This is a genomic window from Bradyrhizobium sp. 613_E4_N2_2, from assembly GCF_052075995.1.
Lineage (GTDB): Bacteria > Pseudomonadota > Alphaproteobacteria > Rhizobiales > Xanthobacteraceae > Bradyrhizobium > Bradyrhizobium barranii.
Map to the genome: position 1 here is coordinate 6,762,820 of NZ_CP197234.1, position 23,334 is coordinate 6,786,153.

Here is a 23,334-nt window from a genome sequence, read left to right on the forward strand (position 1 = left end):
GTAGACGGTGAGCCGAGCCGCTCGAAAGAGCGAAAACAGCATATCGGTCTCAACCGGCGAGTATGGCGGCGATGAACGCAAGTGCGAAAGAACTGGCGGCCAATTTCGATCTGGAGAAGCTGACACCCGAATTCTACGACGATCCCTACCCGACTTATCGTGCACTGCGGGAAAACGAGCCGGTCAAGCGCCTCCCCAACGGCACTGTGTTCCTGACCCGCTATGACGATCTCGTCACCACCTACAAGAACACAAAGTCGTTCAGTTCGGACAAGAAGCGCGAGTTCGCGCCGAAATACGGCGACACCCCGCTTTACGAGCACCACACCACGAGCCTCGTCTTCAACGACCCGCCCGCCCACACCCGCGTGCGCCGCCTGATCATGGGCGCGCTGTCGCCGCGCGCGATCGCGGGGATGGAGCCCGATATCGTCAAGCTGGTCGACGGCCTGCTCGATGCCATCGCCGCCAAGGGGGCTTGCGAGCTGATCGACGACTTCGCCGCGTCGATCCCCATCGAAGTGATCGGCAATCTGCTCGACGTTCCCCACGACGAACGCGAGCCGCTGCGCGACTGGTCGCTGGCGATCCTCGGTGCACTCGAGCCGGTGGTGTCGCCCGAAGTGGCTGCGCGCGGCAACAAGGCGGTAAAGGACTTCCTCGCCTATCTCGAAACCCTGGTCGCGCGCAGGCGCCAAAAGCCCGGCAATCCCGAGCGTGACGTGCTGACGCGCCTGATCCAGGGAGAAGGCAACGGCGAGGAAAACGGCGAGCGGCTGACGGAGAAGGAGCTGCTGCACAACTGCATCTTCCTGCTCAACGCCGGGCACGAGACCACCACCAATCTGATCGGCAACGGCCTCGTCGCGCTGCACCGGAATCCGGACCAGAAGCAGCGGCTGATCGAAAACTCCGACATGATCAAGACTGCCGTCGAGGAGATGCTGCGCTACGAGAGCTCGAACCAGCTCGGCAACCGCATGACGACAGAGAAGATCGAGCTCGGCGGCGTCATGCTCGACGCCGGCACGTCGGTGACGCTGTGCATCGGGGCGGCCAACCGCGATCCCGCCCAGTTTCCGGAGCCCGAACGCTTTGACATCGCGCGCACGCCGAACCGGCATCTCGCCTTCGCCACCGGCGCGCATCAATGCGCCGGCATGGCGCTGGCGCGACTCGAAGGCGCGATTGCGATCTCGCGCTTCCTGGCGCGCTTCCCGAACTATGCCGTGAGCGGCCATCCGGTGCGGGGCGGACGGGTGCGGTTCCGCGGCTTCCTGAGCGTGCCCTGCTCTATAGGTTGAGGCCCGCGGGCATCGTTTCGAACGAGCGACGCATTATCTGTTAGAATGCGTAAGACACGTGAGCTGGAGTGACGAATGAGTAGTCCGCCAGTCGCTGATTTCATCTCGAGGGAGGCGCGCTTCGGCGCCCGCAATTACGAGCCGCTTGGCGTTGTCCTGTCGCGCGGCGAAGGCGTTTTCGTTTGGGACACCCAGGGCAACCGATATCTGGATTGCCTCTCCGCCTATTCGGCGGTCAACCAGGGCCATTGCCACCCGAAAATCCTGGCCGCCATGGTCGAGCAGGCCGGCCGATTGACCCTGACCTCGCGTGCATTCCACAACGACCAGCTCGCTCCCTTCTACGAGGAGATCGCGGAACTCACCGGCTCTCACAAGGTGCTGCCGATGAACAGCGGAGCCGAAGCCGTTGAGAGCGCGATCAAGTCCGTGCGCAAATGGGGCTATGAGGTGAAGGGGGTGCCCGACGGGCAAGCCGAGATCATCGTCTGCGCCAACAATTTCCATGGACGCACCCTCGGCATCGTCGGCTTCTCGACCGACGCGGCCACGCGCGAACATTTCGGCCCCTTTGCGCCGGGCTTCAAAATCATTCCCTTCGGCGATCTCGCCGCGCTGGAAGACGCAATCACGCCGAACACCGTCGCCTTCCTGGTCGAACCCATCCAGGGCGAAGCCGGAGTCATCATTCCACCGGCAGGCTATTTCACGGGGGTGCGCGAGCTCTGCACGGCGCACGACGTGATGCTGATCCTCGACGAGATCCAGACTGGACTCGGCCGCACCGGCAAGCTGCTTGCGGAACAGCACGAGGGCATCGAGGCGGATGTGACGCTGCTCGGCAAAGCTTTGTCCGGCGGTTTCTATCCCGTCTCGGCCGTGCTTTCCAACAACGAGGTCCTCGGCACGCTGAAACCAGGTCAGCATGGCTCAACATTCGGTGGCAATCCGCTCGCCTGCGCGGTGGCGCGGGCGGCGCTCCGCGTTCTCGTCGAGGAAGGGATGATCGAGAACGCTGCGGTGCAAGGTGAGCGCTTCCTGAAAGGCCTCAGAAGCATCCGCGCCAACACGGTGCGCGACGTGCGCGGACGCGGGCTGATGCTGGCGGTCGAGCTCAACCCTGAAGCCGGCCGTGCGCGCCGCTACTGTGAGGCTCTGCAGACCGAAGGCATCCTCGCCAAGGATACCCACGAGCACACGATCCGCTTCGCCCCGCCGCTGGTGATTACCAGTGACCAGGTTGATTGGGCCTTGGAGAGAATCGCTGCCACCCTGACGCAGGATTTCGCCTGAGCTCTGCCTGCGTCGGAAGACCGCAAGGCCGCGGGCAGTCAACAACGAACGATTTCGCCACCTGCGCGTTGAACGGTTCCGGGCGACTGGGACGAGCGTGGAGTTGCGATCATGCTTCCGCGTGCCGTGTGCCTTTCGGCGTTTTTGGTCGGTGTGTCGATGCTCACGGCGAGCGTCGGTGCGTCCGCCCAGGACCATCATGGTCGGGGTGGGCCGCCGGGAGCGGCTGCCCGACCGGCAGCGCCGCCTGCGATGGCCCGACCGGCGGCGCCACCTGCGATGGCGCGTCCCGCTGCGCCGGCATTTCATCCTCCGGCCATGCCGCAGCGACCGGCCATGGCGCCGAGTCCGGCGCCTCGCATGGCCTCACCGCCACCGCGCCCGGCCCCGCACTTCGCGGCACCACCGCAGCGAGCTGCCCCGCACGTGGCGGCACCGCGACCTGAATTCCATCGCGCGCCGGCAGCTCCGCAACGTCCGGCGATGGCACCGCCGCCGACGCCGCATATTGCCGCCCCCTCACACCCCAGCGCGCCGCCGGCCGTGAGCGAGCGGCCGGAACGGCCGCGCGAGACGCTGTCGCGCCAAGCCTCGGAACGCCAGGGCCGCATCGACCGCTTGCAACAGCGTGTGCAGACATTGCAGTCGCAAAAGCCGGAAGGCGCGGGAGCGCAACGCGAGCAGCAGCGATTGCTGCAGTCGCAGAATAGGCTGCTGGAGCGCGAGCAGCGCGTACAACAGCGTGAGCAGCACGTCGAGCAGGGACAGCGCGAGATGCTGTCGCGCCAGACCGCGGAGCGCCAGACCCGCATCGATCGCCTCCAGCAGCGTGTGCAGACGTTGCAGTCGCAAAAGCCGGACGGCGCACGCGCGCAACGCGCACAAGAACGCGCGCTGCAGGCGCAGAACCGTCTGCTGCAGCACGAGCAACGGGCGCAGCAAATCGATCTGGCGCGCCAGCAGAGGCTGGGGCTGCAGGCCCCCGCTGCATCAGTTGCAGCGGCGGCCGCCGCGCGCGGGCGGTTTGCCGCGCACTTCCGCGAGCGGGCGGCCGGACAAACCCAGGCGGCCCTCGTCGCCCGCCACAGCGGCTGGGCTCCCCGGCAGGCCTGGCGACACCGCCATCCCGCGGTGTTCGTGGCATGGCTTGGGCCCGTGTTCTGGCCTTACGCCTATTCCGACATTTTTGACTACACGTTCTGGTCCTATGCCTACGAGCCCGGCTATTGGGCGTACGCGTATGACGACTTCGTCGACACCATGTTCTGGGGCGATGACAGCCCCTATTCCGCCTATGCCAGCACCAACCCGAATGACTATCCGCAAGCCGGCGGCGGCACCCGCGCGCGCCAGCGCGCCAGCGTGAGCCCGCAAACGCTGCAGCAATTGTGCGGCACACCGGACAAGGGCGTCACCGCTTGGCCGCTTGACGATATCACGCGGGCAGTGCGGCCGACGGCGGAGCAACGCGCGCTGCTCGACGCGTTGAAGACCGCGGCGGCCAACGCCGCCGGTGTTTTCAAGGACTCCTGCGCAGAGACATATGCACTGACGCCGCCTGGCCGCTTGCGGGCGATGATGAACCGCGTCAGCGCGACACTGGATGCTGTCAAGATCGTGCGACCGGCACTGGAGACTTTTTACAACTCGCTCAGTGACGAGCAGCAGGCCCGCTTCAACGCGCTCGGCCCCAAAATCGGCGACCGCTCGCCTCGGCAGCAGGAAGCCAATGCCCAGGAAGCCAGTGCCGAAGGCTGCGGCGATCCGAAGTCCGGCCTGACCCAGTTGCCGATCCAGAGGATCGAGGCTGTCCTCCACCCCGCGGGCAAGCAGAAGGAAGCGCTCGACCGCCTCGGCGAGGCGACGGCGAAGGGCGTTGAGGGCCTACAGGCGGCCTGTCCGAACGATGTACCGCTGACGCCGGTCGGACGACTAGAGGCGATGCAGCACCGGCTCGAGGCCATGCTTCAGGCCGCCAAGCTGGTCGAGCCCGCCCTGGACGAGTTCTATGCCACGCTGAGCAGCGAGCAGAAGGCGCGCTTCAACACGCTGCAACAGCTCGCAGGCCCGTGACGGCAGCAGCGTCGCATTCCCTCGTTGCAATGTGCGCAGCGGCCGAGCGACGCGGGGTGCCATCATCGCCCTGCTCCACAGTTCGGCCAGAACATACGTGTCCGGGCCGCTTCTCTCTGTGAGAAATGCGGTGGCACGGAATGCAAACAACCGCCTCGCCTTGACCTCACGCGACGGAAATCGTCTTCGGTCCAGCGTCAGTCGCGGTTGGGATCGCTTGAGGCCGCTCTTTCTCATCCGAGCTGATGGCGCTGCATTGCTGGGAGTGAGCAGACAACTCAAGATCGGCCAGGTGGTCCCAGTATTCTGCTTCTGCGAGCAGCTTCCATTTGTTCATGCTGTTGTACGCGGCCTGTTGGCGGCACAGCGAACTCATCGCACGCAAGCGCTGCACTCTCTCCACTGCCTCCACTGCGAACCTCCCTTCGCGCCAGCTTGTTTACAAGCGCACTTATGTTGTCACAATTTCGCAGATTGAATTGACGAGTGATAGTCCGGTGTTTGACGGTCAATCGATGATAGCGCAATCGTCTGACTTTTCACCGACGTGAGCAGCTCCAGCCTGAGAGCTAGTCGAAGTTCTCAGCGCCGTAGCCCCTTCGGCCAGCGCTGTACGCAGGCACGCAACAAGACTCGCGTCGGACGACGGGTTCCCAAGTCGCTGGTGCATTCCATTTCAGGACTGAAATCTTAATTGTCAGCGGCCTTCCCGGGATAGTGGTTAGCTGGCGATTAGACCGGGCCGGACAAGGTTTGATCCCGAAACTATTTTGGCCCGGCACATTGGACTGCAAGACCGCCTTCGGGCGGTCTTTCCTTATTGCCGCAATAGAACGGGCCTGGGGCTGGAACACGCCGGGGCCTCCGGCAAAAGTCGCTAGCCTTGCCCCGCCGATCACAACAATGGCCCCGACGATTGCGCGCCGGGGCCATTCAAGATCATCAGGCGTGGGTACATCCGCCGTGCCTGCCGATCGTTGATGCCACTGATTACCGCATCCGATCTGGCGCAGACCGTGGCGAGGCTGCGGCATCGGGATGATATCATTCTGCCTGAAAGCTGACGGCTGTCCACCTCTCGTTGGTGGTACTCCAACCGGCTCGCTGAGCGAGCCCGCCGCTTCGGTGCCGTGAAGGGGAAGGCGCGCTTCAACACGCGGCAACAAGTCGCAAGCCCGTGAGGACAGCGCGCGTGGGAGCTAGACCACCGTCCTGTGCCGCGTAATGCACGTGCGCAGCACCTCGTCCATCGGCTTGCTCCACCAGTCGTTGGAGAAGATCTCGATCTCCGAATAACCGGCATAGCCTTGCGCTTCGACAGCGGCGCGCGCCGATTTGATGTCGATCACGCCGTCGCCCATCATGCCGCGGTCGTTGAGGATGTCCCTGGTCGGCACCAGCCAGTCGCAGACATGGAAGGCCAGCAGGCGATCCTTGCCGGCACGCGCGATCTGGGCCATCAGCTCCGGATCCCACCAGATGTGATAGACGTCGAGCGCGACGCCAAGCATGCCGCTGCGGCCCGGGTCGAGCCGATCGCAGATGTCGAGCGCCTGTTTCGTCGTGTTCACGCAGGCGCGGTCGGCAGCGTAGGCCGGATGCAAGGGCTCGATCGCCAGCGGCAGCTTTGCCTGTCTGGCATAGTCGAGCATCTCGGCGAGAGCCTCCTCGACCTGACCGCGCGCTGCGACGATGTCCTTGGACGCCTCGCTGCCCGGCCGCGAATATTGCGGCAGACCGCCGACGACGAGAACGATGCAGGGCGCGCCCAGCGCCTTGGCTTCGTCGACGCAGCGGCGGTTGTCGTCGCGCACTTCGCCGCGACGCGATGCGTCCGAGGTGAACATGCCGCCGCGGCAATAGCCCGACAGCTCGAGGCCGGCGTCGCGCACCGCGCGTGCGGCGCGGTCGAGACCGACGGCAGCGACCTGATCGCGCCAGGGGTCGATGGCGCGGATGCCATGCTTCGCACAGGCGTCGATGATCTCGACGAGGTCACCCTGCTTGCGGACCGTCGCCGTGTTGAGCGACAGCCAGCGATGGTCGGACGAAAAATCGCGCATCAGGAGTCCAGCCCGTGAGAGGCCAGCACTGTTTTCATGCGACGGGTCGCCAGTTCGGGGTTGGCCAGCAGCCCGGCCTGATCGGCGAGGCGGAACAGCTCGGCCAGATGCAGCATCGAGCGCGCGCTCTCCTGTCCCCCGACCATGGTGAAATGATCCTGGTGGCCGTTGAGATAGGCCATGAACACCACGCCGGTCTTGTAGAAGCGCGTCGGCGCCTTGAAGATATGACGCGACAGCGGCACGGTCGGCCCCAGCACGTCGTGGAAGCCGGCCTCGTCGCCTGCCGCGAGGCGTGACAACGCATAAGAGGCAGCCGGCGCGATGGCATCGAAGATGCCGAGCAGTGCGTGCGAAAAGCCCTGGTCGTCGCCGGCGATTAGCTCCGCGTAGTTGAAATCGTCGCCGGTGTACATCTTGATGCGCTTGTCCAGGCGCCTGCGCATGTCGATCTCGCGCTGCTTGTCGAGTAGCGAAACCTTGACGCCGTCAACCTTGGCCGCGTTGTTGTTGATGATGGCCACCGCAACGTCCATCGCCTTGTCCAGGTCCTTGGTGCCCCAATATCCGGTCAGAGCGGGATCGAACATATCGCCGAGCCAGTGGATGATCACGGGCTCGCGGACCTGCGACAGCACGCGGTTGTAGACCTTGGCGTAATCGTCGGCGCTGCGGCCGAGTTTTGCGAGAGCACGCGACGCCATCAGGATGATGCGGCCGCCGACCTTCTCGACGGCCGAGAGCTGCTCCTCATAGGCGCGAATGACGTCGTCGAGGCTCTTGGCATCCTCGACCGCAAGATGATCCGTACCTGCGCCGGAGAACACCAGCGCATTGCGCCGCTTGGCGGCACCGACCGAACGTGTGATCAGCTCCAGCGAGGTCGGCCAGTCCAGCCCCATCCCACGCTGCGCGGTGTCCATGGCTTCGGCGACGCCGAGGCCGAGGTCCCAGACATGCTCGCGGAAGGCGATGGTCTTGTCCCAGTCGATGGCAGCCGAGAGCCAGGGATCGTTGTCCGCAAAGGGATCGACAACCGTGTGCACGGCCGAGAACGCGATGCGGTTCAAAGGTCCTTCGAGCTTCGCGGGGAACGTTCGCGACGCCGCGAGCCGGTAGGTCTCGATCGAACGATCCGCTTTCGGGAGCTTGAGCGACAATGACGACATTGGTTGGACGGGTTTGTTCATGATTTCAGACCTCTCCCCGTCATTGCGAGGAGCGAAGCGACGAAGCAATCCAGACCGTCGCCGCGGAGGGACTCTGGATTGCTTCGCTTCGCTCGCAATGACGGCTTGGTAAACATCGCGGCTTATCCAACTGACCTCAGGCCTCGATCGGGGCGACGTCGATCCAGCGCCGCTCCTTCCAGCTCTTCAGCGCGCATTCGGCGAGTTGCACGCCCTTGACGCCTTCGAGCAGCGTGAACTTGTAGGGCGCGTCCTCGTAGACGTGGCGGATGAACATCTCCCACTGCTCCTTGAAGCCGTTGTCGTAGGTGACGTTGTCAGGCAGCTTCTGCCAGTCGCCGTAGAAGTCGTGCAGCCGCTTCTCGTCGGGATTCCACACCGGCCGGGGCGTTGCCTGCCGCGCCTGGATCATGCAATCCGACAGGCCCGCGACCGCCGAGCCGTGTGTGCCGTCGACCTGGAAGGTGACGAGGTCGTCGCGATAGACGCGCGTCACCCAGGACATGTTGATGTGCGCGATGACGCCGCCCTCGAGCTGGAAGGTCGCGTAGGCGGAATCATCCGCGGTCGCCTTGTACTTCTTGCCCTGCTCGTCAAAACGCTCGGGGATGTCGGTGTTGCCGATGCAGACCACGCTCTGGACGTTGCCGAACAGGTTGTCGAGCACGTAGCGCCAGTGGCAGACCATGTCGAGGATGATGCCGCCGCCGTCCTCGTCGCGGTAGTTCCAGGACGGCCGCTGCGCCTCCTGCCAGCCGCCTTCGAACACCCAATAGCCGAATTCGCCGCGCACCGAGAGGATGCGGCCGAAGAAGCCGGAGTCGCGCAGGAAGGCGATCTTCTTCAGGCCCGGCAGGAACAGCTTGTCCTGCACCGTGCCATGCTTGACGCCCTTTGCGTTGGCGAGCTTGACGACCTCGAGCGCCTCCTCGAAATTCGTCGCGATCGGCTTCTCGCAATAGACGTGCTTGCCGGCGTTGATGGCCTGGGTCAGCAGACCGGGCCGCGCCTGCGTGGTCGCGGCGTCGAAGAACATGGTGTCGTTCTTGTCCGCGAGCGCAGCATCGAGATCGGTGGTCCAGCGCGTGATGTTGTAGCGCTTGGCGAGGGCTTCGACCTTGTCGGCGCTGCGGCCGACCAGGATCGGATCGGGCATCACGCGGTCGCCGTTCTTCAGCCGGACGCCGCCCTGCTCGCGAATCGCGACGATCGAGCGGATCAGATGCTGGTTGAGACCCATGCGGCCGGTAACGCCGTTCATGATGAGGCCGAGGCGTTGGGTGGTCATGCCAATTACTCCCAAGGTGATTTTGGCTGTTCGAGCGGGCGGAGCGCCGACCAGTCCGGATGGACCGACGTCGCAAAGCCCGTTGCATGGAGCGATCCCGTCAGGAGATCGCCGTTTTGAATGGAGAGGCGGATGCCCTGCCCGGCATCGGCGTAGAGATCGGGATGCGCGAGCGCGAAAGCCTGCGCTTCAGCGGTCGGCGTCTCGCCAAATCCGTCGACATAGTGATGGCCGTTGCGCTCCGCATGGGTGACGCCGATGAAGGCGCCGAGCGCGAGATCCTGCTGCACGGCAAGGCCGGCCTGGCAGGTCAGGTCCTCGCCCGTCACGAAGAACCGCGCGCCGCCCGCGCTCCATTTCGACGCGCGCGTCGCGTTGACGATGGATTTGTAGAGGCCCTTGCAGGACTTCGAGGAAATGCCGCAATAGCCGCGCGCACGCGCCGCCGGGAAGGCATCGTAGGAATCGTCGGCCTCGTCGATGATGAAGCCGTGCGCGGCGAGCGAGCCGAGCGGGCATTGCCGGGTGATGTCTCGCGGCATCGGCTGTTCGACATAGAGCAAGCGCGAGGCGATCGGGCGCAGCGCGGAATCACGATCAAGCCGATCCATCAGTGCCTGTAGTGCGGCAAGATCGGCGTACTGCTCGTTCGCGTCGAGCGTCACCTTGTAGTCGCGCCCGAGCGTGTCGAGCTCCTTGCCGATCCGCGCCAGCCGTCCTGCATCGGCAGCGGGATCGCCCGACAGTTTCAGCTTGAAGTAATACGCACCGGCGTTCTCGCGTGCATCGGCAACACCGCCCTCACCTTCGACGGTATCGTCGAGGCCCACGGTGTGCCTGATGGCAACGCGCGGCAGCGGCTTCCGGCCGGCGAGAAACGCCGTGAGGTCCGCTTCCTTGAGGTCCGGCGAAAGCCGTGCATCGATGCCGGCAATGTTGCCGGCCATCCCGTCGAAAAAGTTGGTCTCGCCTGCGCGGAGCAGTGCGTCGAGGATCGCCTTGTCGATCTCCGCCGGGCCATAAGCCGCCGCAAGCGCTGGAATATTCTTCTTTGCACAAGTCGCGACCTGGGCACCGATGCACGAGGCATGCAGATCGAACGCCGTCAAGAATCCAGTCCGCGCAAGATAAAGGCCCCGCGCAATTTCCAGCGAACGCCGCAGGCCGTCGACCGTCTGCGCCGGCGACAGCTCCGGCCGCTTGTCGAACCATTTTGGCACCAGCAGCTCGGCACTGGCGCCGACCGCATTCCCGCTGCCCTCGACCTCGATCTCGACCCGCACGAACAGCTGCGGCGTTGCATTGATGGTGATCGCGCCAAAGCGGAACGGCCGCGCAAAATGCACGGGACGTTCAAAGAACGCGATGTCTCGCAGCTTCAGGCGCGGCGCCATGACTTTAATCCAGCGAACCTTGCGAGAAAAAATGCCTGCGGATGCGTTGCACGAGCTCGGTGAAGACAGGATCGGCCATTACATCGAGCGAGCGCGGGCGCGGCAGCGGCACGTCGTAGATCGCCGCGATCGCGCCGGGCCGCTCGGTCATGACCAGCACGCGGTCGGCGAGGAACACGGCCTCGGGAATCGAATGCGTGATCAGGAGCACCGTCTTCCTAGTCTCGCGCTGGATCCGCATCAGCTCGACATTCATGCGCTCGCGCGTCAACGCGTCGAGTGCGCCGAACGGCTCGTCCATCAGCATGATCTTGGGATCGTGCACCAACGCGCGACAGATCGAGGCGCGCTGCTGCATGCCGCCCGAGAGCTGCCAGGGCAGCTTCTTCTCGAAACCTTCGAGGCCGACCAGCTTCAACAGCGCCTTGGCGCGATCGAGATAGTGTTGTCGCGGCAGCCGCTTCATGTCGATCGGCAGCATCACGTTCGCGAGGATGTTGCGCCAGGGCAGCAGCAGCGCGTTCTGGAAGACGATGCCGACATTGCCGTGCGGCTTCGTCACCTTCTCACCCTCGACCAGGACCTCGCCTGATGTCGGCGGCAGCAACCCCGAGATCAGCTTGAGTAGCGTGGACTTGCCGCAGCCGCTTGGGCCGACCACGACGAAGAACTCGCCGTCATTGATGTGGAAGTCGAGCGGACGCAGCGACGGCACGTCGCCGTCGCGCGTCCGGTAGGTTTTCGACACGCCGGACAGTTTGATGCCCGACGCATCGCCGGCAGCCCGGTCGCTCACCAGTCTCAGATGCGCGGCGTGCTGCACGATTTCGCTCACGACTGCGGCTTGCTTCACGATCCGCTCTTCGGCAGATAATCGTTGGTGTAGAAGGCCTTCGGGTTCTCCTTGGCCTTGGCATCCAGTCCGCCATATTCGACCATCAGATTGACGGAGTCCGTCATGTTCTGGTCGGTGACCTGGAACGGCCGCTTGCTCTTGGTCTCCGCGGTCCGGTAGAGCGGAATGGTCAGCTCAAAGCCCTGCGTCAGGGTGTCGATCTTGCCGCCCTTGGGGTTGGCATCGAGGATCGATTGCGCAGCCGCTTTCGGCTCCTTCTCGGCGGCTTCGACCGCCTTGGTCGTCGCCGACATGAAACGGCGGACGAGATCGGCATTGGCCTTCACATAGTCGGCGTTGGCGATGATGCCCGAGGAGACCATGTTGATGCCGTAGTCAGCGAACTTGATCGGATAGACGTCCTTGCCGGTGGCGTCCTTGATCTTCATCGACTGGTCCATGACGTAGCCGAGCAACAGATCGGCCTGGCCGTTGATGACGGCGTTGAGCTTGGTCTGGCCGTCGCCGGCAACGGTCTGGAAGTCGCTTTCCTTCAGGCCGGTCTTCTTCAGGAACAGCGGCCAGATCTGGGTCATGGAATCGGCCGGCGTGATCGCCACCGTCTTGCCCTTGATGTCCTCCGGCTTCTTGATGTTCTTGTCGGCAAAGCCCATGGCGGACATCGGGCTGGTCTGGAGCAGCACGCCGGTCGCGACGACAGGTGCGCCCTTGATCGCGGCGCGCATCATGGTGGGGACGTCGACATAGCCGAAATCGGCGGTCTTGGCGGCCACGGCCTGCGTGGTCGCAGCCGAGCCGCGGCCTTCCTGGATTTCGAGGTCGATGCCTTCGGCCGCGTAAATGCCCTTGGCTTTGCCGTAATAGAACGGCGCGTGCTCGCCATAGACGTACCAGTTCAGCATCAGCACGACCTTGTCGGCGGCCTGCGCGGGCATCGCCGCAAACACCATCAGCGCAGCCGAGACAGCTCCTATCCACCGCTTCATCGTTTCTCTCCCTTGCCCTTGTTGCGTCGGCCGTTGATGGCCGTTCGTTGCCTTAGTTTTTGTTACGAGGCGAAAATCACGTCTTCACGCTGGCTGACATGCCAGGGAATGACCAGCTTCTCGATCCGGTCCACGATCCAGAACAGGATCACGCCGAGCAGCGCCAGGATCACCAGCGCCGCGAACATCGTCGGCAGATCGAACGTGCCGATCGAGCGCTGCATCACGTAGCCGATGCCGGAATTGGAGCCGACGAACTCGCCGACGACGGCGCCGACCACGGCAAGCGTCACCGACACTTTGAGGCCTGAGAAGATCGCCGGCAGCGCATGCGGCAGGTTCACCGCGAGGAAAACCCGGAACCGGCTGCCCTGCATGGCGCGGGCGAGATCGACCATATCAGGATCGACCGATTTGAAGCCCTGCACGGCGGAGACCACCACCGGGAAGAAACCGAGCAGGAAGGCTGAAATCACTTTGGGAATGATGCCGAAGCCAAACCAGACCACGAACAGCGGCGCGATCGCGATCTTCGGCACGGATTGCGAGAACACCAGCAGCGGATAGACATAGCTCTCCACCGTCTTCGAGCCCGCGATCAGCATCGCGACGGGAATGCCGAACAGCGCCGACAGCAGGAAGCCGCAGACGGTGGCATAGGTGGTCGGCCAGGACTGGCGCAGCAGTTCCGGCCATTCGGTGCGCAGCACCGCGACGACGTCGGCCGGCGCCGGGATCTGATAGGCGGGAATTTTGAACAGCCGGATTGCGAGGTCCCAGGCGACGACGATGAAAACCAGGAACAAAAACGGCCGGACCCAGGCCGCATTCAGCATCTTGGATACCGCACCTTGCGGCTTCAACTCAGCCACGTCTCACTCCCGGCATTCTTCTTCGTTCGGGGGAGAAATTAACTCGTTGGATAAATACTGTCCAGAGCTTTCCCTGTGACGTTTTGTGCCGGTTCCTGGCCTCCTCTCGTGTCCCGGACGTGCTGCTGCGCTACGTCCGGGGCACGAGACCGCCTCACCCTCGGTGTCATTCCCCGCGAAGGCGGGGAATCCAGTACGCCGCGGCTTCTCGGTTCAATCTCAACCGTCTCTGGAATACTGGATTGCCCGCCTTCGCGGGCAATGACGGCGGAGATTGAGGAAACGACGGACGATTGGTCCGCCAACGCGCGGACTAGGCCGCTAAACCGTCTGCGCGACCGCGCTGCGCGACTTCGGCGCCTTGGCGATCTCGAACAGCGCGGTCGATCGGCCCGTCAGCGCGGCCAGCACGAGGCCGACCATGTGCGAAAGCCGTTCGTCCTTGGCTTTCTTGTCCAGCAGGTCGCGGCCGAAGATCACGCTCAACGTGGCCGAATTGGAGAGATAGAAGAAGCAGAGCCCCGCGATCGAGATGTAGAGCTGCACCGGATCGACCGCGACCTGGAAGTCGCCGCTGTCGACGCCGCGCAGCACCACGGTGCGGATCATCTCGACGAAGGGCGAGTGCATCGACTTGACCTTGGTCGAGCGCTTGAGGTGCTTTGCGCGCGCGAGGTTCTCGGTCTGGAGCAGCGACAGGAATTCCGGGTTGCGCAGGAAGTAGTTCCAGGTGAACTCGATCAGGCGCCGGATCGCTTCGGGCGGATCGAGATGCTCGAGATCCAGCCCCCGCTCCTCGCTGCGGATCTTGTCATAGGCGCCTTCGAGCACCGCGAGATAGAGCTCGTCCTTGTTGCCGACGTGATAGTAGAGCATGCGCTTGTTGGCGCCGGCCTTCGCCGCGATGCGGTCGACACGCGCGCCCGCGAGCCCGTGGGTGGAGAATTCCTGCTTGGCAGCCTCGAGAATGCGCAGCCGCATCCCCTCGGGGTCGCGCTGCCATTTCAGAGTTCGCTTTGCCGTTGCTTTCGCCAAACCGGGTGCCCGCTGGGTGATCGTCCAGATCGCATTTATCATGCGCGAGGCCCGCCGCATAGTTTCGTCATTGCGAGCGCAGCGAAGCAATCCAGACTGCCACCGCGAAGACAGCCTGGATTGCTTCGTCGCAAGAGCTCCTCGCAATGACGAACGGGAGGCCGCCCCCTCAATCCGCCGGCTTCGGCGAGCGCTCCAGCAGCACCGTCTGGATCCCGCAGGTCCCATTCCGCACCGTCATGATCCGCGTGCCCGGCTTGCGGCCGTTGCGCACCTCGGTGACGTCGAGGCCGGCGGCGAGCAGGCGGGCGCGCGTGGCGTCGATGTCGGCGACCCGCCAGCTCAGGCCCCAGAGACGGTCATGCACGGAATCCCCGCCCGCCACGGGGCGGCGCACCACTTCGACGATGAGGTCGCCGCAGCGGAAGAACATCAGCTGGCCCCAATCCTGGTGCGAGCGGTCCAGTGCGAGATCAAGGCCGAGCCGCGCGCCATAGAGCGCAGCGGCGCGGTCGGAATCCTCGGTGGTGACCACGACGTGGTCGAGCCCATCGATCGGCGCGATGTCGGTCGCAGTCGACAGCGGCCGCTCCTCGGCGAGCTCGAGGAAGAACATGCGCACGCCGCGCGTCAATTCGGTCGCGGCACGCGTGCGTTTCCAGTGCAGGACTGCGCCGCTCGCGACGTCGCTGCTTTCGACCTCGGCGACCGGATCAGGCCTCAAGGCCACCCGCTCCAGCCGCCGGTGCATCTTGCCCATGTCTGCGACACGAAAGCACAGGCTGGCGAGCACGCCCTCGCGGTCGTCGAGCAGCGCGCGGATCCGGTCCGCCGCAACGTTAAAGCCGCTCGGCGCCATCAGCTCGATCGTCACGTTCGCAAGCGTGAACAGCACGCGATCGGCGCCCTCGCCGGAATTCTGCCAGGCCGGCGCGCGCCCGAGCAGCGTCTGATACGCCGCCGCCGCACCGATATCGCTCACCAGGGCAACGATGTGATCGAGGCCGGTGATCATCATTCCCCCCTTTGATCGACCTGGAACCATATTCCGAAGGACGGCGTTTGTCCGGGCTTGGCATGGACCGGTGATGGTCGTATTCCGGCCCCATGCCGACCTCAAGCGCTCGGGCGGCAGATTTGCGAATAATTTCAGCGTCCCCAGAGCGGAACCGGTGTTAGAGTAAGCCCGCCGGCCGGGACCACCCAGCGCATCACGGACAACCAATGCAGGCTCTCTTTATCGGTCAGACCTATATCGACGTCGTCTTCATCACCGACCACATGCCGACCGGCGACGAAAAGCACGTGGCAACCGACTACGCGGTCTCCTTCGGCGGCAACGCGGTCACGGCGGCGTTCTGCTGCGCCAAGCTCGGCATCGTGCCCGATCTCATCGCCACGGCGGCCAATGACTGGCTGGGGCGGATGTTCCAGGACATGTGCGCGAAATACGCGATCTCGCTGCACGGGCGGAAGGTGAACCAGTCCTCGCTGTCCTTCATCATGCCCAAGGACGGCAAGCGCGCCATCGTCCGCTGCCGCGACGACGAGCACATCCATCCGTTCCCCATGCTCAATCTCGGCGGCTGCCGCGCCCTGCACATCGACGGCCATCAGCCCGATGCCGCGATCCACTATGCAAAAGTCTGCCGCGAGGCCGGCATCCTGACCTCGCTCGACGGCGGCGGCCTGCGCACCAACACGCATGAGCTGCTCGCATTCATCGACGTCGCCATCGTCGCCGAACGCCTATGCGAGCAGATGGACCTGACGCCCGAGAAGATGCTCGACTACCTCAAGAGCCGCGGCTGCAAGATCGGCGGCGTCACCATGGGTGAGAAGGGTCTGCTCTGGTACAATGAAACGGGTGCGGTCGAGGTCATGCCGGCGATGCCGATCCCGCGCGAGCGCGTGATCGACACCAACGGCGCCGGCGACGTCTTCCACGGCGCCTATGTCTATTCCTACCTCGCCCATCCCGGCAAAAGCTGGCGCGAGCATTTTGATTTTGCCCGCGCCGCCTCGACCTTCAAGATCCAGCGCCTCGGCAACGAGGCCGGGCTGCCGACCCTTGTGGACATCGCCAAAGTCAGGCACGAGTTCGAAGTCAGGGTCTAGGGTTTTGTAAGGGCATATCATGGGGCGCGTCTTTATCGCCGGCAGCATCAACATGGATGTGGTGGCGACCGCCGATCGCCACCCCAAAGTCGGCGAGACCGTCGCCGGCCGGCAGGTGCTGTATTTTCCTGGCGGCAAAGGTGCAAACCAGGCCGTCGCGGCGTCGCGACTCGGCGTGAAGACCACGCTGATCGGCCGGCTTGGCAAGGATTCATTTGGCGCTGAGTTGCGGATGTTCCTCGGTGCGCAGGGCATCGAGCTCGGCTCTGTTCGGGACGCCGACACGCATAGCGGCACCGCGATCATCACGGTGGCGGCCTCCGACAACACCATCGTCGTCATCCCCGGCAGTAATGCGCTGGTCAGCGCCGACGATGTCGCGAACGTTCCGCTGGCGAAGGGCGATGTGGCCGTCAGCCAGTTCGAGATTCCGCTGCCGACGATTGCCGCCTTCTTCCAGCGCGCCCGTAGCACCGGCGCCACGACGCTGCTCAACCCGGCACCGGCGCAAAAGATGTCCGCCGAGCTGCTGGCGCTCGTCGACATCCTCGTGCTGAACGAGACCGAGCTCGGCTTCCTCGCAGGCGTGGAGCTCTCCGACGGCGACGAGGCCGCAACAATCATCGACGTCGCGCGACAACTTCAGGCACGCGAGGACCAGATCATCTGCGTGACGCTCGGCAAGCGGGGCGTGCTCGCGCTCGCCGGCCGCGAGGAATTCGCGGTGCCCGGCCGCGTGGTGAAAGCGGTCGACACCACCGGCGCCGGCGATTGCTTCGTCGGCGCGCTCGCGGCGCAGCTGGCGAAGGGCGTGTCCTTGCGTGCCGCGCTCGCCTTCGCCAACGCGGCCGCCTCGATCAGCGTGCAGCGGATGGGCGCCGGGCCGTCGATGCCGACGGCCGCGGAAGTCGCCGCGGTCGTCAAGGCCAGCTGATCAGGCCAGCGCGCTCTTCAGGTCGAAGCCTTCGTCCGCGGCCTGCTCCGGCGTGATCGAGCGCTCCAGTCCGAACAGGCGTCGGCCGAACATGTGGTCGCCGGCACGGTTGACCGACTCGATGCCGAGCAGTCTGTCGCCCTTGTAGCAGAACGCCGAGAACGCTTTCTTCTCGGGATCGCCACGCAGCACGACGCGGTCGTAGCCGGTGGTCAGCCCCGCCATCTGGAGCTTGTCGTCGCCCTGGTCGCTCCAGAACCAGGGATGACTGTCGTAGGCCTTGCGGTCGCCGGTCAGCCGCGCCGCGAGGCAGCGGGCGTGATCGGTGGCGTTCTGCACCGATTCCAGCCGCTGCGATCCGCCGAAGCGCGGACTGGCGAACAGCGCGCAGTCGCCGATCGCGGAGATGCCAGGATCGGACGTCGAGAGATATTCGTCGACGATGATGCCGGCGGCGACGGCAAGCCCCGCCTCCGCCGCAAGCTCGATGTTCGGCAGCACGCCGACACCGACCACGACGAGGTCGGCCGGCAGATGCCTTCCATCGCTCAAGGAAACGCCGGTGACCTTGCCGCCCTCAGCCTCGATCGAGGTTGCCTGCACACCGAGGTGAATGCGGATGCCGGCCTCGCGATGCCGCGCCTGAAAATACTCCGAGACCTCCGCCGTCACCGCGCGCGCCATCACGCGCGGGGCGAGTTCGAGCACGTCGACCTCGAGCCCCTTGATCCGCGCGGTGGCCGCGAATTCCAGGCCGATGAAGCCGGCGCCGATGATCACCGCGCGCTTCTTCGACGGCATGATCTTCCGCAGCGCCTCGCTGTCGTCGAGGATGCGTAAGTATTTCACGTCGGGCAAATTCGCATTCGGCAAATCAAGCAGCCGGTTGCGCGCGCCCGTGGCCAGCACGAGGTGGCCGTAAGGCAGCGTCTCGCCGGATGCGAGATGCACCTTGTGGCCGGCGCGATCGATCGACACTGCGCGGCCTGCGATCAGCTCGATCTTCTGATCCTGGTAGAATTTCTCCGGCCGGAACATCAGGCTCTCCGGCCCGGCCGAGCCCTTGATATAGGCCTTGGACAGCGGCGGCCGCTGATAGGGCAGATGCGCCTCGTCGTTGATCAGGCAGACGCGGTCGGAAAAGCCCGCCTGGCGCAGGGATGCCGCGACCTGGTAGCCGCCATGGCCGGCTCCGACAATGATCACCGGACCACCCGTCATTGGAACAGCCCATTTCCGGAGACACGAGCGTCACCCATGTCGTCTCCTCTCTCGCTGATATTGGCTTGGCTTGCCCAGGAGGAGCCGGCGCTCGTGTCCGTTCCTAAACGAAGGCGGCCCATTTGAGCCCATCATTCCGTCCTGCGCAAGAGCGGCATGCGGGGATTGTCACCCCCGACCTTCTGCGATTTAGTTGCAGCAACGACCTCATGCCGGGGATATTCCAGATGCCAGCTCCCGTCTCCAAACCCGACGATCCCGCCCTGCTGCGGATCGACGGCCCGATCGCAACCATCACGCTCAACCGCCCCGCCGCGTTCAACTCGGTCAACCTTGCAATCGCGCAGAAGCTCGAACAGCTCGCGGCCTATCTCGAAGGCGCCGACGACATCAGGGTCGTCGTGCTCGAAGGAGAAGGCCGCGCCTTCTCGGCCGGCGGCGATCTGCAGACGATCGGCGCTGCGGCCGAAACCGGCACGGTCACGCCGGTCGTTGGCGAGCTGCTGAAGCATTATCACGCCTTCATCGAGATCATCCGGCGCATGCCAAAGATCTCGCTGTCCAGCGTGCACGGCTCGGCGGCCGGCGCCGGCATGGGCCTCGCCTTCGTCACCGATCTCTGCATCGCCGCGGAGGATGCCAAGTTCACGCCGGCCTATGCCAAGATCGGGGTATCGCCGGACGGCGGCTCGACGGTCGGGATCGTCGGTACGGTCGGATCGAGACGTGCGCTCCAGATCTTCCTGTCGGAGGACAATTTTACCGCGCAGCAGGCCTATGAATGGGGCCTGGTTGCGAAGGTCGTCCCCGCCGCGGAGTTGAAGGCGGCCACGCGAAAACTCGCCGAGCGCCTGGCGCAGAATCCGCCGGCGGCGATCGCCGGCACCAAGTCGCTGGTCTACCAGGCCGCGACCACGCCGGTGAAGCAGCAGCTCGATGCCGAGGAGCACAAGATCATCATGGCGATGAATACGGAGGATTTCCGCGCCGCCGTGAAGAAATTCACGAGCAAGGGCAAGTGAGCGTGCCGGCACCGGCGCGCTCGTTCTGCGGCCTGCGCCACGGCGCGACCGACTGGAATAGGCAGGGGCTGTTTCAGGGACGAACCGACAACCCGCTGAACGCGGACGGCCTTGCGCAGGCGCACGAGGCCGCGGACATGTTGCGCGGGATCGGCATCAGCCGAATCGTCGCGAGCCCGCTGGTGCGCGCGGCACGAACGGCCGAGATCATCGCAGACGCCATCTCGGTGCCGCTCTCGATCGATGACGGCATCATCGAGTTCGATTTCGGAAGCTTTGAGGGCCTCCCCGTCCGCGACCTCATGATCAAGCACGGCGTCAACTCGGCGACGGGCCTCGTCTCGATCCTCCCCGCCGACGGCGAAAACTGGGACGCCATGACGGAACGGTCGCTGGCTTGCGTCTCCGCATGGCTCGACCGTCATCCTGACGACGATTTCCTGTTCGTCTGCCACGACGCGGTGATGCAGGGAATTGCGAAGTCACTGTGCGGCAGCTATTTCAAGAACAGCCACGGCACGCCGTTTCGCTACCTCCGTGAAGGCGGGCAATGGCGCGTCGAGTAGCTCGTCACTTAGGACAGATGTAGCCTGTCCCCGCCAGCGACTTGAAGCAGCCGACCGATTCCGGCAGCACTTTCTGCGGCAGCCACAGCACCACGCTCGGGAAATAGATCGCGAACGCGATCGTGGCCAGGAACACCACATAGATCGGCAAGGCGGCGCGTAAGGCCTTGGCAAAACTGATGCCGACGAATTTCGAGGCCATCAGCAGCACCAGGCCGTATGGCGGCGTGATCAGGCCAAAGGCGAGCGTGGCGATCAGCACCACGCCCATGTGCACGGCGTTGATGTCGCCGGCCTCGGTCAGCGCGTTGACCAGCGGCATGAAGATGATGATGGTCGGCACCGGCTCGATGAAGTCACCGACCACAGTGAAGAGCAGCACCATCAGCAGCATGATCAGATGCGGATCGTTGCCGGCAATCGAGGTGATCATGTCGGCGATGTAACTCGCACCGCGTAAGTAAGCGAGCATCCAGCCGAAGGCATTGGCAGCGCCGATCGTGATCAGCGGCAGCGAGAAGATCAAGCCTGCAAGGCAGAAATCATATGGGATCTTTTTGATATGCCCGCGGTTCAGCGCGGGGATCACGACGACGACAATCCAGACCACCGCAACGACGCCGGCTTCCGTCGGCGTGAACCAGCCGGTGAGGATGCCGCCGAGCAAAATGACAGGGATCATCAGCGGCAGGGCGGCGTCACCCGCGGCGAACACCACCTGCCGCAGCGGCGCGCGCGGCTTGCGCAGGCCGGAAGGGCCGAAGAAGTAGCAATAGATCATCAACCCGAAGCCGATCATCAGCCCGGGCACCACCCCCGCCATGAACAGGCCGGCGATCGAGACGTTGCCGACCGCGCCATAGACCACCGCCGTAATGCTCGGCGGCACCAGTGCAGCGATGGTCGAAGCGGACGCGATGATCGCCGCAATGAAGGCGGGCTCGTAGCCCTCGCGTTTCATCGGGCCGCCCAGCGCACGGCTCATCACGGCGACGTCGGCAGTGGTCGAGCCCGACATTTCCGAGAAGAACATGCTGAAGACAACGACGACCTGCGACAGCCCGCCCCTGATGTGTCCGACCAGCGATACTGACAGGTTGGCTATTCGTACCACCACGTTGGCCGAGCTCATGAGCTCGCCGACCAGCAGGAAGAACGGGATTGCCAGCAACGCCTCGGAGTCCACGCCGTCAAATATCTTCTGGATGATCGCGGCCAGCGAGACATCGGAGAGGAGCGCACCAATGAACACGCCGGCCATCAGCGAGAACGGCACGGGCACGCCGAGATAGCCGAACGACAGGAAGCAGATCGACATCAACGCCAGGACAACGGGTGCGCTCACGGCTGCGCCCTCATCTGCACGTCCGTGATGACGGGCGCTCCGTCCTCTTCGGGCGGCTCGTGATGGTCAAAGCCGTTGCGCAAGCCGTTGACGAGCTGCTCGATGGTGAACAGGCCGATCAGCACGCCGGACAGCGGGATGATCGCATAGAGCGAGGCGATCGGAGTGCCCGACGGCAAGCGAAAGCTGCCGAAGCCGCGAAGATAGTTCTGATAGCCGTACCAGATCAGGCAGAAGGCGACGCCGAGCACGACGAGACGAATGATCACTTCGACGATCAGCCGCGCCGTGCCGTGCATCGCTTCGGAGATCGCGGTGAGATAGAGGTGATCGTTGCGCCGGGTCGCGACCGCGGTCCCGACGAAGATCGCATAGATGAACAGCGTCGAGGTGACTTCCTGGAGCCACAGCCAGGGGTGGCCGATGGTGCGTGTGACGATGTCGGCGGTGACCGACAGCGAGAAGCCGAAGCAGAGCACGCCGCAGAGGACCATCAGCGCAAGCTCGAGCCAGTCGAGCCAGCGCCATTTCAGGTGGCGTTGCCGTTGCACCAGCAGTTTGTCGGCGATGGACATTGTTGCTCCCGGCTGCAGCTTTCCGTCATGGCCGGGCTTGTCCCGGTCATCCACGCACTTGGTGCGGGCTCGAAGGAAGAACGTGGATGCCCGGGACATTTGGCGCGAAGGCGCGCTTCGCGCTTCTGCCCGGGCATGACGACTTTGCTGTAACTAGTTCACCGACCGGATCAAATTCTTGATCTTCTCGGCATGCGGGCCGAGCTCCTTGGCGAGCTTGTCGAGATAGGGGTCGGCGATCACCGTGAAGCTCTTCTTGTCGACGTTGTCGACGATCTTCACGCCCATCTTCTTCAGCTTGTCGGCCGCGGTGCGCTCGAGGTCGAACGCCTTCTGCGGCTCTTTCGTGCTGACCTCGTTGGCCGCCGCCTGCACCCACCCCTTCTGCTCCGCCGATAGGCTCTGCCAGAGCTTGTCGGAGACGAACACCAGCGCGTTGTTGGCCTCGTGCTCGGTGATGTTGAGGACCGGGGCGACCTCGTAGTGCTTGTTGACGAGGTAGACATTGATGCTGTTCTCGGCGACGTCGACGACGCCGGTTTGCAAGCTGGTGTAGACGCTGCCGAACGGCATGTGCACGGTCTGGGCGCCGTAGGCCGGGAACATCATGTCCTCGGTCGCGGTCGCCTGGACGCGGATCTTCAGCCCCTTGATGTCGCCGACATTGTGGATCTCCTTCTTGGAGTACATGTGGCGCACACCTTGCGAACCGGTCGCAATCACGTGCAGGCCCTGCGTGGTCTCGTCGATCATGGTCTTGAGCGCTTCGAACACGCGGGGATCGGCCAGCCCCTTGACCACGTGGTTCTCGTCGCGGAACAGGAAGTGCAGCGACATCACGCCGGCCTGCGGCGAAATCGTCGCGGTGTTGGCCGAGGAGATGATGGCGAATTCGATGTCGCCGGCCTTCACGAGCTGGAGCACCTGCGGCTCCTGCCCGAGCTGCGCGCCCGGATACTGGTCGATGATCATGGTGCCCTTGCTCAATTCCTTGAGCTTGTCGGCAAAGAGGTCGCCCGCGATGGAATAGCCGGTGTTGCGCGGCTGATCGTAGGCAAAGCGATAATGCTTCACCTCCTGTGCCCCGGCCCCGGTGACGAAAAGTACGGCGGCCATGGCCACCAACCCACGCATGGATCGTGCAATCATCGTTTCCCCCTGTTTTATCGCCCGCCGCTTGTGCGGTCTGAGCGCTCGTT

At 64.3% G+C, this 23,334-nt stretch carries 21 protein-coding genes; 7 read left to right on the forward strand and 14 right to left on the reverse strand.

The genetic code is table 11. The features are described 5' to 3' along the window. Window positions 1–71: 71 nt before the first annotated feature. The 3 genes from AB7290_RS32060 (at window position 72) to AB7290_RS32070 (ending at window position 4,670) form a co-directional block, all read left to right on the forward strand. Window positions 72–1,304 (forward strand): cytochrome P450, encoded by a 1,233-nt coding sequence (locus AB7290_RS32060; protein WP_014496967.1) that lies wholly within the window; start codon window positions 72–74, stop codon window positions 1,302–1,304. 75 nt (window positions 1,305–1,379) lie between these two features. Beyond that, the gene (gene rocD / locus AB7290_RS32065; protein WP_085404402.1) at window positions 1,380–2,597 is read left to right on the forward strand and encodes an ornithine--oxo-acid transaminase; all 1,218 of its coding nucleotides are present in this window, start codon (window positions 1,380–1,382) and stop codon (window positions 2,595–2,597) included. Between the two features lie 543 nt (window positions 2,598–3,140). Further along, window positions 3,141–4,670 (forward strand): Spy/CpxP family protein refolding chaperone, encoded by a 1,530-nt coding sequence (locus tag AB7290_RS32070; protein ID WP_244623357.1) that lies wholly within the window; start codon window positions 3,141–3,143, stop codon window positions 4,668–4,670. A 166-nt stretch (window positions 4,671–4,836) separates the two neighbouring features. Here the strand turns inward: AB7290_RS32070 and AB7290_RS32075 are convergent, their stop codons facing one another. The 10 genes from AB7290_RS32075 to AB7290_RS32120 all read right to left on the reverse strand — a co-directional run bounded on the left by AB7290_RS32075 (window position 4,837) and on the right by AB7290_RS32120 (window position 15,369). Further along, window positions 4,837–5,082: a hypothetical protein gene (locus AB7290_RS32075; RefSeq protein ID WP_343287559.1), complete on the reverse strand. Its 246-nt coding sequence runs from the start codon at window positions 5,080–5,082 to the stop codon at window positions 4,837–4,839. A 787-nt stretch (window positions 5,083–5,869) separates the two neighbouring features. Beyond that, a complete protein-coding gene (locus tag AB7290_RS32080) occupies window positions 5,870–6,733 on the reverse strand; it encodes a sugar phosphate isomerase/epimerase family protein (protein WP_085404403.1) in 864 nt (287 codons plus the stop codon). After that, complete coding sequence (locus AB7290_RS32085) at window positions 6,733–7,923, reverse strand: dihydrodipicolinate synthase family protein (protein WP_085404404.1); 1,191 nt, start codon at window positions 7,921–7,923, stop codon at window positions 6,733–6,735. Before AB7290_RS32085 ends, AB7290_RS32080 begins: the two co-directional genes overlap by 1 nt. 136 nt (window positions 7,924–8,059) lie before the next feature. Beyond that, the gene (locus AB7290_RS32090; RefSeq protein WP_085404405.1) at window positions 8,060–9,211 is read right to left on the reverse strand and encodes a Gfo/Idh/MocA family protein; all 1,152 of its coding nucleotides are present in this window, start codon (window positions 9,209–9,211) and stop codon (window positions 8,060–8,062) included. Between the two features lie 5 nt (window positions 9,212–9,216). Continuing rightward, on the reverse strand, window positions 9,217–10,605 hold the full coding sequence (locus AB7290_RS32095; protein WP_085404406.1) for a hypothetical protein: 1,389 nt from the start codon (window positions 10,603–10,605) through the stop codon (window positions 9,217–9,219). Window positions 10,606–10,609: 4 nt separating this feature from the next. Continuing rightward, window positions 10,610–11,458 carry an ABC transporter ATP-binding protein gene (locus AB7290_RS32100; protein WP_085404407.1) on the reverse strand — a complete coding sequence of 283 codons (849 nt, stop codon included), beginning with the start codon at window positions 11,456–11,458 and terminating at the stop codon, window positions 10,610–10,612. Continuing rightward, window positions 11,455–12,447 carry an ABC transporter substrate-binding protein gene (locus tag AB7290_RS32105; protein WP_085404408.1) on the reverse strand — a complete coding sequence of 331 codons (993 nt, stop codon included), beginning with the start codon at window positions 12,445–12,447 and terminating at the stop codon, window positions 11,455–11,457. Before AB7290_RS32105 ends, AB7290_RS32100 begins: the two co-directional genes overlap by 4 nt. 62 nt (window positions 12,448–12,509) lie before the next feature. After that, entirely contained in the window at window positions 12,510–13,319 is an 810-nt protein-coding gene (locus tag AB7290_RS32110) for an ABC transporter permease (protein WP_071915912.1), read from the reverse strand. Between the two features lie 321 nt (window positions 13,320–13,640). Further along, complete coding sequence (locus AB7290_RS32115; protein WP_193560924.1) at window positions 13,641–14,396, reverse strand: TetR/AcrR family transcriptional regulator; 756 nt, start codon at window positions 14,394–14,396, stop codon at window positions 13,641–13,643. 127 nt (window positions 14,397–14,523) lie between these two features. Beyond that, window positions 14,524–15,369, reverse strand: a complete 846-nt coding sequence (locus AB7290_RS32120) for a VOC family protein (protein WP_085404548.1) — start codon at window positions 15,367–15,369, stop codon at window positions 14,524–14,526. A 209-nt stretch (window positions 15,370–15,578) separates the two neighbouring features. On the opposite strand from AB7290_RS32120, the gene AB7290_RS32125 reads away from it, so the two are divergent. Then, window positions 15,579–16,472: a sugar kinase gene (locus tag AB7290_RS32125; protein ID WP_014496984.1), complete on the forward strand. Its 894-nt coding sequence runs from the start codon at window positions 15,579–15,581 to the stop codon at window positions 16,470–16,472. A gap of 19 nt (window positions 16,473–16,491) precedes the next feature. Beyond that, a complete protein-coding gene (locus AB7290_RS32130) occupies window positions 16,492–17,406 on the forward strand; it encodes a ribokinase (RefSeq protein WP_085404409.1) in 915 nt (304 codons plus the stop codon). Here AB7290_RS32130 and AB7290_RS32135 read toward each other — a convergent pair whose 3' ends face one another. After that, entirely contained in the window at window positions 17,407–18,627 is a 1,221-nt protein-coding gene (locus AB7290_RS32135; RefSeq protein WP_085404410.1) for an NAD(P)/FAD-dependent oxidoreductase, read from the reverse strand. A gap of 227 nt (window positions 18,628–18,854) precedes the next feature. Here AB7290_RS32135 and AB7290_RS32140 point away from each other — a divergent pair, with 227 nt between their 5' ends. Further along, window positions 18,855–19,649, forward strand: coding sequence for an enoyl-CoA hydratase/isomerase family protein (locus AB7290_RS32140; RefSeq protein WP_085404549.1), 795 nt, complete (start codon window positions 18,855–18,857; stop codon window positions 19,647–19,649). After that, complete coding sequence (locus AB7290_RS32145) at window positions 19,646–20,215, forward strand: histidine phosphatase family protein (protein WP_085404411.1); 570 nt, start codon at window positions 19,646–19,648, stop codon at window positions 20,213–20,215. The genes AB7290_RS32140 and AB7290_RS32145 overlap by 4 nt, the downstream gene beginning before the upstream one ends. A gap of 4 nt (window positions 20,216–20,219) precedes the next feature. On the opposite strand, the gene AB7290_RS32150 is transcribed toward AB7290_RS32145, so the two are convergent. From AB7290_RS32150 to AB7290_RS32160, 3 genes are all read right to left on the reverse strand, one after another. Then, window positions 20,220–21,560: a TRAP transporter large permease gene (locus tag AB7290_RS32150; RefSeq protein WP_085404412.1), complete on the reverse strand. Its 1,341-nt coding sequence runs from the start codon at window positions 21,558–21,560 to the stop codon at window positions 20,220–20,222. After that, complete coding sequence (locus tag AB7290_RS32155; RefSeq protein ID WP_085404413.1) at window positions 21,557–22,135, reverse strand: TRAP transporter small permease; 579 nt, start codon at window positions 22,133–22,135, stop codon at window positions 21,557–21,559. The genes AB7290_RS32150 and AB7290_RS32155 overlap by 4 nt, the downstream gene beginning before the upstream one ends. Before the next feature lie 153 nt (window positions 22,136–22,288). Continuing rightward, a complete protein-coding gene (locus AB7290_RS32160; RefSeq protein WP_063984777.1) occupies window positions 22,289–23,284 on the reverse strand; it encodes a TRAP transporter substrate-binding protein in 996 nt (331 codons plus the stop codon). Window positions 23,285–23,334: the final 50 nt, after the last annotated feature.

Bases quoted from the DNA above. Each gene is read 5' to 3' on its own strand.
- AB7290_RS32080 (WP_085404403.1), bottom strand. From the start codon at position 6,733: ATGCGCGATTTTTCGTCCGACCATCGCTGGCTGTCGCTCAACACGGCG.
- AB7290_RS32130 (WP_085404409.1), top strand. From the start codon at position 16,492: ATGGGGCGCGTCTTTATCGCCGGCAGCATCAACATGGATGTGGTGGCG.
- AB7290_RS32060 (WP_014496967.1), top strand. From the start codon at position 72: ATGAACGCAAGTGCGAAAGAACTGGCGGCCAATTTCGATCTGGAGAAG.
- AB7290_RS32125 (WP_014496984.1), top strand. From the start codon at position 15,579: ATGCAGGCTCTCTTTATCGGTCAGACCTATATCGACGTCGTCTTCATC.
- AB7290_RS32140 (WP_085404549.1), top strand. From the start codon at position 18,855: ATGCCAGCTCCCGTCTCCAAACCCGACGATCCCGCCCTGCTGCGGATC.
- AB7290_RS32160 (WP_063984777.1), bottom strand. From the start codon at position 23,284: ATGATTGCACGATCCATGCGTGGGTTGGTGGCCATGGCCGCCGTACTT.
- AB7290_RS32120 (WP_085404548.1), bottom strand. From the start codon at position 15,369: ATGATCACCGGCCTCGATCACATCGTTGCCCTGGTGAGCGATATCGGT.
- AB7290_RS32095 (WP_085404406.1), bottom strand. From the start codon at position 10,605: ATGGCGCCGCGCCTGAAGCTGCGAGACATCGCGTTCTTTGAACGTCCC.
- AB7290_RS32135 (WP_085404410.1), bottom strand. From the start codon at position 18,627: ATGACGGGTGGTCCGGTGATCATTGTCGGAGCCGGCCATGGCGGCTAC.
- AB7290_RS32090 (WP_085404405.1), bottom strand. From the start codon at position 9,211: ATGACCACCCAACGCCTCGGCCTCATCATGAACGGCGTTACCGGCCGC.
- rocD (WP_085404402.1), top strand. From the start codon at position 1,380: ATGAGTAGTCCGCCAGTCGCTGATTTCATCTCGAGGGAGGCGCGCTTC.
- AB7290_RS32105 (WP_085404408.1), bottom strand. From the start codon at position 12,447: ATGAAGCGGTGGATAGGAGCTGTCTCGGCTGCGCTGATGGTGTTTGCG.
- AB7290_RS32085 (WP_085404404.1), bottom strand. From the start codon at position 7,923: ATGAACAAACCCGTCCAACCAATGTCGTCATTGTCGCTCAAGCTCCCG.
- AB7290_RS32155 (WP_085404413.1), bottom strand. From the start codon at position 22,135: ATGTCCATCGCCGACAAACTGCTGGTGCAACGGCAACGCCACCTGAAA.
- AB7290_RS32115 (WP_193560924.1), bottom strand. From the start codon at position 14,396: ATGATAAATGCGATCTGGACGATCACCCAGCGGGCACCCGGTTTGGCG.